Source organism: Actinoplanes sp. NPDC049548 (assembly GCF_040676695.1).
Lineage (GTDB): Bacteria > Actinomycetota > Actinomycetes > Mycobacteriales > Micromonosporaceae > Actinoplanes.
Window position 1 is genome coordinate 265,701 of the sequence record NZ_JBFAPM010000006.1, and the last position, 12,604, is coordinate 278,304.

The window sequence follows — 12,604 nt, forward strand, 5'->3', positions numbered from 1 at the left end:
CGGGGCGTTGTGGGTGAGGGACACAACCCCTCCTTCCTCCTGGCGAGGGGACGGCCCGGCCGGACCGTCCCCTGGATGAGCGGATCGGATCAGGAGGTGGCGACCTTCTGCGCCTGCTTGACGGCCTCGTCCCACGCCTTGTCCGGCGCCAGCGAACCCTGCTGCACCCGCGTGATCACGTTCTCGACCGCGACCCGGGTCGGCCCGTTCTTCTTGCCGAGGTACTGCGGCTTCAGGTTCTCGGCGGTCGAGGCGAAGATCTGCCCGGTCGGCGCGTTGCTCATGAACTCCTTCTTGTAGTCCAGCACCGCCGGATCCTTGTAGAGCGCCGGCTGCGAGGGCAGGTTCCCGACCGTCTTGAAGACCTCGATCTGCTGCTGAGGCTGGACCATCCACTCGACGAACTTGTACGCCTCGTCGACGTTCTTCCCCTGCTTGGGAACGGTCCACCACGAGCCACCCCAGTTACCGCCGCCGCCGGGAATCGTCGCGATGTCCCACTTGCCCTTCTGCTCGGGCGCGGTGTCCTGGATGTGGCCGAGCATCCATGCCGGGCAGGCCAGCACGGCGAACTGGTCCTTCTTGAACCCCTGGTCCCAGTTGGGCTGGAAGCTGGCGAGGTTGGCGGAGAGCCCGGCCTGGATCGCCTTCATGCTGACGTCGAACGCGACCTTGGGGCCGCCGTCCATCTGCAGCTGCTCCTGCTCGTTGTAGAAGCCCTGCGGCTGCTGAGCGAGCACCGGGTTGAACATGTTGGTGCCGGAGTCGACGAACTTCTTGCCGGTCTTCGACACGTACGTCTTGCCGACGTCGATGAAGTCGTCCCAGGTGGCCCAGAGCTTGGAGACCTCGGCCCGGTCGGTCGGCAGACCGGCCTTCTTGAACAGGTCGGTGCGGTAGCACATGGCCAGGCCGCCGACGTCGGTGCCGAGGCCGATCTGCTTCCCGTCGGAGGACAACGACTGCTGCCACTTCCACGGCAGGTACTTCGACTCGTAGGAGCCGGCGCCCTTGTCGAGCAGGTTCACGAACTTGTCGGCCTGCCCGCGGAACTGCACGATGAAGCCTTCGTCGATCGCGGAGATGTCGGGGGCGCCGCTGCCGGCCACCAGCTTCTTCTGCAGGTCCTCGTGCTGCGCGTTGTACTCGCCGGAGTTCAGCACGATCTTGACGTTGGGGTGGTCCTTCTCGTACGCGGCCTTGAGCTTGTCCAGGCCCATGTCACCCCAGAAGTTGACCTTCAGCGTGACCTGGCCGGCGGCGGCCTTGTCGCCGCCACCCTCGAGGCTCTGACCACTGCACCCCGAGACCACCAGCATGCCGGCGAGGCCGGCGGCGACGAGCGCCGGACCCCGCGTACCGAACCGCGACATGTACTCCTCCTCAAGATCAACTCGGCAGGGCGCTACGCCTCCACCCGAGGGGAAAGTGCGAGAGAATTCACTGAACCGGATAAGTGACGTGACCGTATGCCGCGTCACATCCAGTGTCAATACCAGGTTTCTCATCGATGTCCCGCTGCTCACTTAGCTACCTGCAGCCCATAAATCCGGGATATTTCGGGCGCAGGACTGCTGCGCAGCGTCTGTGTGCTGTAACACTTAACCGATCAAGTGGTTGGTAGTCGCGGCGAAACTTTCGGAACCGGGTAGCGTGAGAGCGCTCCACCGGGGCTTTCTGCGCGGGGTGGACCCGGGTGCGGTTCACTTCCCCTGAAGCGGTTGACTTTGAAGCTGCGGGTGCGGCCGCGTCGGCGACTCGGTGCTGGGGCTGGGACCTCTGGGGCCGGCTGCGTCGCTGGGACCGGTGCCGGCATGGCCGGGCAGTTGTGGGCCTGGCTGCACCGCTGGGCCTTCACCGGCCTGGCGGCGTCGCTGGGCCCTTTGCGGGCGCAGTATTGAGGTTGGTCAGAGGGGTGCAGCTCCATCGCTGCAAGGAAGGCGAGGCAAGTGAAACGGCCCACGATCGCCGACATCGCTCGGCGGGCCGGTGTGTCCAAAGGGGCGGTCTCGTATGCCCTCAACGGCCAGCCCGGCGTCTCCGAGGCGACCCGGCAGCGCATCGTCGCGATCGCGCAGGAGATCGGGTTCAACCCCAACAGCGCAGCCCGCGCCCTCTCCGGCGCGAGCGCTCGCGCGGTGGGCCTCACCCTGTGCCGCCCCGCGCGCATTCTCAGCATCGAGCCGTTCTTCATGGGCCTGATCAGCGGCTTCGAGCAGGAGCTCGCCGCCCGGTCGTACGCCCTCACCCTCCAGGTCGTGGCCACCCCGGAGAACGAGACCCAGGTCTACCGCCGCTGGTGGGGCGAGCGCCGCGTCGACGGCGTCTTCGTCACCGACCTGCGCGAGAACGACATCCGCATCCCGGTCCTCGACGAGCTCCAGCTCCCGGCGGTGGTGATCGGCGGCCCCGGCGACACCGGCCGCGTCACCCAGCTCTGGTCCGACGACGCCGGCGCGATCACGGAAGCCGTCCGCTACCTGATGGCGCTCGGGCACCGTCGTATCGCCCGGGTCGGTGGGCTGCCGGACCTGCTGCACACGCGTACGCGTACCCGCGCCTTCACCGAGATCTGCGCCTCCCTCGGCCTCAGCGAGGCGGTCACGGTCCCGTCCGACTACACGGGCGAGGAGGGCGGCCGGGCGACCCGCCGCCTGCTGATCAACGCGGAGCGGCCCACGGCGATCATCTACGACAACGACGTGATGGCGGTGGCGGGCCTGTCGGTGGCCCAGGAGATGGGCCTGTCCGTGCCGGGTGACCTGTCGATCGTGGCCTGGGACGACTCCCCGTTGTGCTCGCTGGTCCACCCGCCACTGACGGCGCTCACCCGGGACATCGCGGCGTACGGCGCCCACGCGGCCCGCCAGCTCCTGGCAGCCATCGCCGGCGAACCGGTCCAGGACGTCGAGGAAGGCACAGCCCACCTCACCCCACGAGGCAGCACAGCCCCACCCCGCGAACCCTGACCGAGCACCCAGCATCCGCGCAAGCTTCCACAGACGCACCCGCTACCAGGCCCCGGCGGCCACTTCACGCGCGCGGACGCCACCGGCCGCCGAGCCCCGGCGGACAAGCCCGGCGGCCGCTGCCCCAGCCTGCACCTCTCGCACATCCGTGTGTGGTGGCGAGCGCCCGGTGTTGCGTTTGGTCGCCGCTGCGGCCGTACCGTAAAAAATCTACGACCGATGACTCTCGAGGTAGGCCTCCATGCGCTCGGCCGGGGCGGGCCGGGCGAGGGCGAACCCTTGGCCGAAGTGGCAGCCCGCCTGGCGCGCCCGGTCGATCTGGTCCTGGCTTTCGAGGCCCTTGGCGACGATTTCGAGGCCGAGACGGCGGCCGAGGCTGACCACCACGTCGATGACCGCCGGTGTCGTGCCCTGTTCGGTGGGCTGGTTGACCAGCGACTGGTCCAGCTTGAGCATGTCGACCGGGAGGCGGCGCAGGTGGGCGAGGGACGCCTGGCCGGCGCCGAAGTCGTCGAGGGCGGCGCGGACGCCGAGCTTGCGCAGGCCGGCCAGCGACGCCACGATCACCGGCACGTCCTCGGCGATCCACGTCTCCTGGACCTCGACGACCAGGCGTTCCGGCTCGATGCCGTGGCGGCGCAGGATCTCGGCGACGCGTTCGGGGAAGCGGGCGGTGAGGAGCTCGCGGGGGGCGACGTTCACCGACAGCCAGAAGTCGCTGCCGCCTGCCGTCCACCCGGCGAGGTGGCGGCAGGCCTGGTCCAGCACCCATTCGTCCAGCTCGGCCGCGCAGCCGACGGCGCGGGCGATCGGCAGCAGTTCCGCCGGCAGGACCGTGCCGAGCTTGGGGTGGCGCCAGCGCAGCAGGGCTTCCACGCCGACCGGTTGGGTGTCGCGGAGCGAGACCACCGGCTGGAAGACCACGTCGAGCTCGCCGCGGTCGATGGCGCCGAGCAGCTCGCGTTCCAGGTCCATGCGCCGGTGCAGCTGGATCTCGACGTCGGTGTCGTACCACTCGACGCGGTCCTTGCCGAGCTGGCGGGCACGGCTGCGGGCCAGGTCGGCGTGGCGCAGGACCTCCTCGGAGTCCTTGCCGCCGGCGAGCTCGGCGAGGCCGACGCTGGTGTGCAGCTCGACGATCATGCCGGGCAGCTCGTACGGCTCCATCACCGCCGTCACGATGCGGGTGGCCAGCGCGTACGCCAGCACCGCCCCGTCCGGGGTGAGGACCGCGAACTCGTCGCCGCCGAGCCGGGCCGCGACGTCGTCCTCGCCGAGCAGGCTGCGGATGCGCCGGCTGACCTCGATGAGCACCGCGTCGCCCGTCTCCCGGCCGCGGCTGTCGTTGATCTCGGCGAGCCCGTGCAGGTCGATGACGAGCAGGGTGCCCTGCTGGCCGGCGCGGCGCCGGAACTCCAGCAGGTCCCGCATCAGGGCGCGGCGGTTGGCCAGGCCGGTGAGCTGGTCGGTGTACGACAGGCGGTGCAGCGTGCGTTCCAGGTGCCGCCGTTCACCGACGTCGCGCACGTGCACGACCAGCGCGGCGACCTCGGGCACGGAACGCTGGTCGGCCACCGTGGACTCGGTGTCGCGCCAGATGCCGTGGCCGTCGCGGAGCCGGGCGTTGAGCAGGGCCGGAGGACCGTCGGCATGCTCGCCGGCGATGAGCGCCTCGATACCGGCCTGCGCGCCCGCCACGTCGTCGGGGTGGATCAGCTCGAGGAACGTCCGCCCGACCACCTCGGACTCGGCGAGCCCGAAGAGACGCGCGGCGGCCGGCGACTGCCACCGGATGGTCAGCCGGTCATCGAGGACGAGAGTGAGATCGGTGGCACCGGCGACCAGCGACCGGAAGTGCGCCTCCTTCACCCGCAGCTGGGCGGTGTACCGCCGGATGTCGCTCACCACGAGCAGCTCACGCATCGTCAGCACGGCGACCATGGAAACACCCAGCGCGATGGCCGTCGTGTTGAACGAGCCGACCACGATGAGGTGGATCAAGGCGGCTACCACGCCCACCCCGGCCGGCACGGCGAGCAGGGGGTAGCTGGACAGGTAGTGGTCGGGCTCCTTGGGCTCCAGCCGCTCCGGCAGGTTCCGCCGGGATCCACCGTCGGCGGCCAGCGTCAGCCCGACCGCGATGACGACGCCGAACAACGGCACCAGGCGGCCGTCGAGGTGCGAGAGCTCCAGGTTCACCACGGTGCAGAGCGCCATGAGGACAGCCATGACGCCGAACCCGCACCGCAGGGCGGCCGGCCGGTGCAGCCGCGCGCGCAGCACGATGACCGTGACGATCGAGACCCCGGCGGCGGCGAGAAGCGTGCTCGCCAGCGCCGCCCAGGGCGTGAGGTGCATGGGCGTCATCAGGTACGCCGCGAAGCCGAGGCTCACACCGAGACCCAGCCCGTCGAACGCCCGCCGCAACCGCACCGCGACGGTGGCGGCGGCCCCGGGCAGCATCATGGTGCCGAGCACGGCGAAAGCACCGGTGGCACCGATTCCCGTGGCCCCGTAGACACCGACGCCCGGCGGATCGAGCAGCAGCACGCCGCAGGTCAGAGCGGTGCAGACCGCGGCCATCCCGATGAACCCCGCACCGCGGCAGGCGGCGAAGACGCCCTCGTCGTGGTGGATGATCGAGGCGGTGTGCCACAGGACGACGGTGGCGAACAGGGCGACGATCCCGACGCCGGAGGTCAGCGCGGGAAGGGGCGGGATGAGCCCGGCCACGCCGGCGGCCAGCACGATGACACCGGCCGTCGGAGCGAGCAGGAAAGTCACCCGGGTGCCGGGCCGGGTGACGAGGCGTGCGGGGGGCGGCGCTGCCACGTCGGTGTGATCCTCTACGGACGTTGTGGGGTGGAGCTCGGAGCGGCGCAGGGGACGCCGGTTCCACAGCGGATAACGATCGTCCCTCGGACAGGTTACGTGCGGCCTGTCGGGCTTCGCATCCGCGGAATGTCGGGTATGGACGTGGCGGTACGGGTCGGCCCGCAATGATCAGCCTTGCCGACGGGCGCAGGATCGCCCGTCGCGCCGGCCCCCGGCCGGCCGCGCTCCCCAGCGCTCAGCCTCCGGCGACCGACGGCAGCACCTGGATCTCGGCCCCGGCCTCGACCGGCGTCTCCAGCCCGCCGGACCGCCGGCAGTCCTCCCCGTCCACGTACACGTTCACATAGCGCCGCAGCACCCCCTGCTCATCGCGTATCCGCCGCTCGAGCCGAGGCCACCGCTGCGCGACCTCCTCGAACACCGCCCGCAGCGTCCCGTCGGCCGCCACGTCCAGCCGCGACTCCCCGCCCGACTCGGCGCGCAGCACCCCGGGCACCAGCAGCGTCGGCATCAGACCTGCACCGCTCGGACACAGAGCACGTCCGGCAGGTGGGAGGCCACCGTCGACCAGCTCTCCCCCTCGTCGCGGCTGGCGAAGACGTCGCCGGCCCGCGTACCGAAATAAACCCCGGCAGGGTCCGCATTGTCGGCGCACATGGCGTCGCGCAGCACGACCGGGTAGTAGGGGCCGTCGGGCAGCCCGTCGTGGAGCGGTTGCCAGGTGCCGCCCGCGTCGGTGGTACGGAAGACCTGGCAGGTGAGATCCACCGGGTGGCGCTCGCCGTCGCTGGTCAGCGGGAAGTTCCAGGCCGTGCCGCCGCGGGAGGGGTGCGCCACCATCGCGAAGCCGAAGTCGGTGGGCAGCGTGTCCGCGATCGACTGCCAGGATTCGCCGCCGTCGGTGGACCGGTAGACCCCGTGGTGGTTCTGGGCGTAGTAGTGGTCCGGGTTCTCCGCATCGCGCGCGACCTTGTGCACGCACTGGCCGAACTCGGGCCACGGGTCGGGCAGGAAGTAAGCCTTGATGCCCTGGTTGGCGGGCGCCCAGGTCTTGCCGCCGTCGGAGGTGCGGTAGACCCCGCCGGTCGACATGGCCACCAGGATCCGCTGGGGGTCTGCGGGGTGCGGCAGGATGGTGTGCACCGCCTGCCCGCCGAAGCCGGCACCCCATTGGGGCCGGTGGGGATGGTCCCAGAGGCCTTGGACCAGGTCGTAGGTGCGGCCGCCGTCCTCCGAGCGCCACAGCGCGGACGGCTGGGTGCCCGCGTAGACGACGTCCGGTTCGGCGGGGCCGGCGGGAACGATCTGCCACACCCTTTCGACCGCCGCACCGGCGTCGGAGGGGAAGGCGAGCGGGGCCCTGTCGGGCTCCTGCCAGGTCGTGCCGAGATCGTCGCTGACGACCACGCTGGGGCCGAAGTGGGAGCTGTCGACGCCGGCCAGCACCCGCGGGGCCGGCCCGCGTGTGTCGAACGCGACGGCGTAGACGGCTTGCCCGAAGAAGTGCGCAGAGCTGACCTGCCAGCTCTGCCTGTCGTCGTCACTGGTGGCCAGGAACAGGCCTTTCTGGGTGCCGATGGCGAGCAGTTCGGTCATGGGGAGCAGTATGGGCTCCGGGTCCGACAAAAATCCTCCATCGGCCGGGTGCGAGGATGACGATCGTGAGTCGAAAGCCCGTCCTGCGCGTCCGCAAGCCCGGCGCCCTCGTCGTCGCCGCCGTGATCGCGTTCGTCGGCACGGTGCCCTTCGCCGGTGCGCGGTGGCAGCTCGCGCCGATCCTGCTGATCCCGCTGGCCGTCCTGGTGTGGGCCTTGCGCGCCGGCACCGACGTCGATGCCGAAGGGCTGAGGGTGCGGGCGCTCTTCGGGTCGACGTCCGTAGCGTGGTCGCGCGTGGCCGAGTTGGCGCCGGACGAACGGGGGCGGATCTCCGCGCTGCTCACCGACGGAAAAGCGCTGCGCCTCACCGGCGTGACGACGAGCAATCTGGCGGCCGTGCTCCAGGCCGGGGGCCAGGAGATCAGTAACCCTCCGACACCTGATTGATCAGCGGTTCGCCGGCGGCGAAGCGCCGGATCTGGTCTCCGGCCAGCCCGTACGCCCGCGGCAGCAGACCCGCGACGGACCCGGCGGTGTGCGGGGTGATGAACGCGCCGGGCAGGTGCCACAGCGGGTGACCGGCCGGCAGCGGCTCGGGGTCGGTGACGTCGAGCGCGGCCTCGATCCGTCCCGCCTCCAGCTCGGCGACCAGCGCATCGGTGTCCACGACCGGTCCACGGGCGGCGTTGACCAGCAACGCCCCGTCCGGCATGGCGGCCAGGAAGGCCGCGTCGACCATGCCGCGGGTCTCGTCGGTGAGGGGCACGACGACGACCACGACTTCCGCGTACGGGAGCAGCCGACTCAGCTCCTCCACCCCGTGCACGTCCTCCGCCGGACGGGCCGTACGCGCGACCCGGGTGACCGTCACGCCGAACGGCGCCATGTGCTCCTCGATGGCCCGCCCGATCGACCCGGCCCCGACGATGAGCACCCGCTTGCCGGTCAGCTCGGGTGTGGGCGTGTGCTCCTTGATCGCCCAGTCCTCGCGCTCCTGGGCGCGGACGAAGGCGGGAAACCGGCGCAGTACGCCGATGGCTGCCCCGAGCACCCACTCCGCCACGGGCTTGTCGTGCACACCTCGCGCATCGCACAGCTGGACGCCGGCGGGCACGCGGCCGACCCAGGCGTCCGCTCCGGCGGAGAGCAGCTGCACCACCCGTACGCTGGTGAATTGCGGAAGTTGATCGGCCGCGCGGACGGTCGCCAGGAACGGCGGTACCCAGAAATCGACCTTGGAGGGGTCCGACGGCCAGCCGGCGGCGTCCTCGCAGACCTCCACCTCGACCCCGGCCGGAAGCTCCCCGAGCAGCTCACGGCCCGCCTCGTGAGCAATCCATACCATCACGTCACCAAACTAGTCGCGAGCCCGGCCCGCCGCCCCGCCACGGCTACCCTGGGTCTGGTGAACGAGGAGGTCGTGTGATCGTGCGCAGTCGCCGCACCCGGGCGTGGGCCGTGCTGGTCGGCGCCGTGCTGGCCCTGACCAGCGCGTGCAGCTTCGGCCCGCCGGATCCCGACGTGGCCGGTGAGCCGCCCAACCTGCCGGCGCCGTCGGCCTCGGCGAGTGCCCAGGGCGGCGAGCGCGAGGTGGCGGTGACGGTGCTGGCCAAGGGGCTCGAGGTGCCCTGGGGGGTGGCCTTCCTGCCGGACGGCTCAGCCCTGGTCACCGAGCGCGACACCGCCCGCATCGTGAAGGTGGGGCCGGAGTCGGACGCCGACGGTCTCAAGGTCACCGAGGTGCAGAGGCTCTCCGAGGTCACCGCGGGTGGCGACGGCGGCCTGCTCGGCATCGCGGTCTCCCCGAAATACCAGACCGACCAGACCGTGTACGTCTACTACTCGACGCAGAAGGACAACCGCGTCGCGAAGCTGAAGCTCAAGGGCAAGCTCCAGCCGATCCTGACCGGTATCCCGCACTCGCGTGACGCCAACGGCGGCCAGCTGGCGTTCGGCCCCGACGGTCAGCTCTATGTGACCACCGGCGACGGCACCACCGGCACCCAGGCGCCGGACCCGAAGAGCCTCGGCGGCAAGATTCTGCGGGTCACCCCGGCCGGCAAGCCGTCGCCGGGCAACCCGGTCAAGAACTCACCCGTCTGGTCGTCCGGCCACCGCAATGTGCAGGGCATCGCGTGGGATTCCGGCAAACGCATGTATGCGAGCGAGTCCGGGCAGAAGACGTCCGGCGAGCTCAACGTGATCCAGAAGGGCAAGAACTACGGCTGGCCGGCCGTCGAGGGCGACGGCACCAACCCGAAGTTCACGAACCCCCTGGTGAGCTGGCCCGCCGCGGAGTCGTCGTGCTCGGGCGTGGCGGTGCTGGAACGCATGATCGCCACCGCCTGCCTTCAGGGGCAGCGCCTGTGGATGCTGCAGGTGACCGGCAACGGGACGCTGATCGGCCAGCCGCAGGAGCTGCTCAAAGGCGAGTATGGCCGGCTACGCGCCGTCGTCGCGGCGCCGGACGGCTCGTTCTGGGTGACCACCTCCAACCAGGAGGAGGGTGGCGAACCGGCGCCGGAGGACGACCGCATCATCCGGCTGGTCTTCTCGGACGGAGGAGCAGGCCGCAGCTGACCGACGGGGCCGTTTGACGACCGGCGCACGGGGGCAGGTGAGCCGTTGACCATGACGAACAAGATCTCGCAGCTGACCGCTGCGGCCGGCCGGGCGTGGCGTCACGCCTGGGCCCGCCGTCTCCGCGTCTGGGCCGCCGTGCTGCTGGTGAGCCTCACCGGCGTCGTCATCGGCACCATGCTGCTCGCCCAGTCCCAGATCCCCGTCGGACCGTTCCGCGCGGACATGTCGATCAGCCCGTCGATCCAGGGCGGCACCGAGGTGGACATCCCACCGCTCGGCTCGCTGCACCTCGACAGCCATGACGGCCCCATCCATCTGAAGGTCGATCTGGGCTCCCTCGACCAGCAGCGGACCGAGGCCCTGATCGACGATCCGACGGCCATCAGCGCGGCCGGCCAGTCCGCGGTCGACGACGTGACCAGGGGCGTCCTCCAGCTCGGCCTGCGTGCGCTCGGCGCGGCGATCGGCTGCGCGCTGATCCTCTCCGCCCTGATCTTCCGCAACATCCGCCGGGTGGCGTCGGCGGGCGCCCTGGCGCTGGTCGTCACCGGTGGCAGCCTGGGCCTGGCCGCGGGCACGATCCGCCCCGACTCCATCAGCGAGCCCCGCTACGAAGGCCTGCTGGTCAACGCCCCGGCCGTGGTCGGTGACGCCCGCCGCATCGCCGACAACTACGGCCGCTACGCCGACCAGCTCGCGCAGCTGGTCAGCAACGTGAGCCGCATCTACACCACGGTCTCGAGCCTGCCGGTCGAGCCCTCCGGCAACACCACCCGCATCCTGCACGTCTCCGACCTGCACCTGAACCCGGCCTCCTGGAACGTCATCAAGACGGTCGTGAAGGCCTGGGACATCGACGCGGTGGTGGACACCGGCGACATCGTCGACTGGGGCAGCAGCGCTGAGACCACCTACGTCAACTCCATCGGCCAGCTCGACGTGCCGTACATCTACGTCCGCGGCAACCACGACTCGTCGGCCATCCAGGCGGCGGTGGCCCGGCAGAAGAACGCCCGCGTACTGGACAACGCGACCACCACCATCAACAACCTCACCATCGCAGGCATCAGCGACCCCCAGTTCACGCCGGACAAGAGCGAAACCCCCGCCGCCAACGACGACACCGCCGCCGGCTCCCCCCTCCTGAACAGCGGCCGTCAACTGGCCACCACGATTGCCCAGTCCAAGACCAAGGTGGGCGTCGCCCTCGTCCACGACCCGGCCATGGCCCCACCCCTCGCCGGCGTCGTCCCGGTCGTCCTGGCCGGCCACACCCACAAGCGCGAGGTCAGCCTGCTGTCCCCGCAGACCACCACCACGGACGAAGCCTCCTCATCGCCCGCCCCGGCCCCGTCCGCCCCCACGGCCCAGGCCCCCCAGCCGACCCGCCTCCTGGTCGAGGGCTCCACCGGCGGCGCCGGCCTCCGCGGCCTGGAAAAGGAGGAACCCACCCCCCTGCAGCTCTCCGTCCTCTACTTCGACGAGAACCAGACCCTCAAGGCCTACGACGACATCCAGCTGGGCGGCACAGGCGAGTCCAACGTCGAAATGCAGCGCAAAGTCATCGGCCTGGAGCCGGAACCCACCACGGACCCCTCGGTCTTCAACGGCGTCACCCCGGGCATCAGGCCGAGCCGCTGAAACCTTCAAAGGTACGGCCACAGCAAGCCCCCACCCCACCCGGCGACGAACTGCCGTGCCCGACCGCGTGCCGCCCGCATCCGGGCTGACCTGCCCCGCAAGCCAGCCCGATCCCTGCGCACCACCCGGCCGAGACGAAGACGCGCCCACAGAACCGCAGAAGGCGAGCTGACCAATACCCGCCCAGCCCCCACGCAACAACCGGCCGAGATCAGGGCGGGTTCGCAGGGGCTGCGGGAGGCGCAGCTGACCCGACACCAGCCCAGGCGACGCTCACCAGCGCTGCCGGCGGCGGGTGTCCTGGAGTCTGACCGGAGCCGGCGTCGAGTCGGTCACCGTCGGCCCCCGGCGGAGAGGTCGACTGGCAGCTTCCACGAGCGCCGGCCCCCCATCTCCGAAACCGTGCCCGACGAACCTCCGGAGCCGGCACGGATGATCTGTCCGGTTGGTGCGTTTCGGATCGGGGTTGGCTCACCCGCGCGGATGCGGCTCAGGCCAGGCGTAGTGCCGGAGGGTGACCCGCTCGCCGCCCGGGCCCGCCCAATCGGCGGCAGCGCTGCGGATGTGCCGCCAGCCCTTCGCCTCGTAGAAGGCGACTGCGGCCGACCGGTTCTCGTCGGTCACGGTCAGCGTGAGCCGACCCGTCCGACCGGGCCACTTCACAGCCCGGCTCATCAACGCGCCGGCAATGGAACGGCGGCGCGCGGCCGGAGCGACGAAGAGCCGCGACATCTCGACCTCGCCCTCGTCCCCGACCCGTTGGAGTGCGATGTGGCCTGCGATCACGCCGACAGGGTGCTCGGCCACCCAGGCCTGCAGCAGTCGTGGTGGGGTCAGCCATCGATGCGGGTCGTCGGGCCAGTTCAGCGGATACCCGTCGACCTCGTGCGTCTGCCGCAGCACCGCCGTGCAGCCTTCCAGATCCGCCGGCCGGCGGACACGAATGATCACGGCACCATCTTCCCTCTGCCCCGAGAT

At 70.8% G+C, this 12,604-nt stretch carries 10 protein-coding genes; 4 read left to right on the forward strand and 6 right to left on the reverse strand.

Features of this window, described 5'->3' with window-relative positions; translation table 11 throughout:
* Window positions 1–89: 89 nt before the first annotated feature.
* Window positions 90–1,373: an ABC transporter substrate-binding protein gene (locus AB0J80_RS15060; protein ID WP_364704846.1), complete on the reverse strand. Its 1,284-nt coding sequence runs from the start codon at window positions 1,371–1,373 to the stop codon at window positions 90–92.
* A gap of 576 nt (window positions 1,374–1,949) precedes the next feature.
* Here AB0J80_RS15060 and AB0J80_RS15065 point away from each other — a divergent pair.
* A complete protein-coding gene (locus AB0J80_RS15065) occupies window positions 1,950–2,969 on the forward strand; it encodes a LacI family DNA-binding transcriptional regulator (protein ID WP_364704848.1) in 1,020 nt (339 codons plus the stop codon).
* A gap of 210 nt (window positions 2,970–3,179) precedes the next feature.
* Here the strand turns inward: AB0J80_RS15065 and AB0J80_RS15070 are convergent, their stop codons facing one another.
* The 3 genes from AB0J80_RS15070 to AB0J80_RS15080 form a co-directional block, all read right to left on the reverse strand.
* The gene (locus AB0J80_RS15070; protein ID WP_364704850.1) at window positions 3,180–5,801 is read right to left on the reverse strand and encodes a bifunctional diguanylate cyclase/phosphodiesterase; all 2,622 of its coding nucleotides are present in this window, start codon (window positions 5,799–5,801) and stop codon (window positions 3,180–3,182) included.
* Between the two features lie 238 nt (window positions 5,802–6,039).
* Entirely contained in the window at window positions 6,040–6,315 is a 276-nt protein-coding gene (locus AB0J80_RS15075; RefSeq protein ID WP_364704852.1) for a ubiquitin-like small modifier protein 1, read from the reverse strand.
* Entirely contained in the window at window positions 6,315–7,400 is a 1,086-nt protein-coding gene (locus AB0J80_RS15080) for an exo-alpha-sialidase (protein ID WP_364704854.1), read from the reverse strand. The genes AB0J80_RS15075 and AB0J80_RS15080 overlap by 1 nt, the downstream gene beginning before the upstream one ends.
* A gap of 65 nt (window positions 7,401–7,465) precedes the next feature.
* Between AB0J80_RS15080 and AB0J80_RS15085 the strand changes: the two genes are divergently transcribed.
* On the forward strand, window positions 7,466–7,849 hold the full coding sequence (locus tag AB0J80_RS15085; RefSeq protein WP_364704856.1) for a PH domain-containing protein: 384 nt from the start codon (window positions 7,466–7,468) through the stop codon (window positions 7,847–7,849).
* Here the strand turns inward: AB0J80_RS15085 and AB0J80_RS15090 are convergent.
* The gene (locus AB0J80_RS15090) at window positions 7,824–8,750 is read right to left on the reverse strand and encodes a 2-hydroxyacid dehydrogenase (RefSeq protein ID WP_364704858.1); all 927 of its coding nucleotides are present in this window, start codon (window positions 8,748–8,750) and stop codon (window positions 7,824–7,826) included. The genes AB0J80_RS15085 and AB0J80_RS15090 overlap by 26 nt on opposite strands.
* 74 nt (window positions 8,751–8,824) lie before the next feature.
* Between AB0J80_RS15090 and AB0J80_RS15095 the strand changes: the two genes are divergently transcribed.
* The gene (locus AB0J80_RS15095) at window positions 8,825–9,982 is read left to right on the forward strand and encodes a PQQ-dependent sugar dehydrogenase (protein ID WP_364704860.1); all 1,158 of its coding nucleotides are present in this window, start codon (window positions 8,825–8,827) and stop codon (window positions 9,980–9,982) included.
* Window positions 9,983–10,033: 51 nt separating this feature from the next.
* Window positions 10,034–11,626 carry a metallophosphoesterase gene (locus AB0J80_RS15100; protein ID WP_364704862.1) on the forward strand — a complete coding sequence of 531 codons (1,593 nt, stop codon included), beginning with the start codon at window positions 10,034–10,036 and terminating at the stop codon, window positions 11,624–11,626.
* Between the two features lie 471 nt (window positions 11,627–12,097).
* On the opposite strand, the gene AB0J80_RS15105 is transcribed toward AB0J80_RS15100, so the two are convergent.
* Entirely contained in the window at window positions 12,098–12,577 is a 480-nt protein-coding gene (locus AB0J80_RS15105) for a GNAT family N-acetyltransferase (protein ID WP_364704864.1), read from the reverse strand.
* Window positions 12,578–12,604: the final 27 nt, after the last annotated feature.

Coding starts and splice junctions, on each gene's coding strand:
- AB0J80_RS15080 (WP_364704854.1), bottom strand. CDS start 7,400: ATGACCGAACTGCTCGCCATCGGCACCCAGAAAGGCCTGTTCCTGGCC.
- AB0J80_RS15100 (WP_364704862.1), top strand. CDS start 10,034: ATGACGAACAAGATCTCGCAGCTGACCGCTGCGGCCGGCCGGGCGTGG.
- AB0J80_RS15075 (WP_364704852.1), bottom strand. CDS start 6,315: ATGCCGACGCTGCTGGTGCCCGGGGTGCTGCGCGCCGAGTCGGGCGGG.
- AB0J80_RS15060 (WP_364704846.1), bottom strand. CDS start 1,373: ATGTCGCGGTTCGGTACGCGGGGTCCGGCGCTCGTCGCCGCCGGCCTC.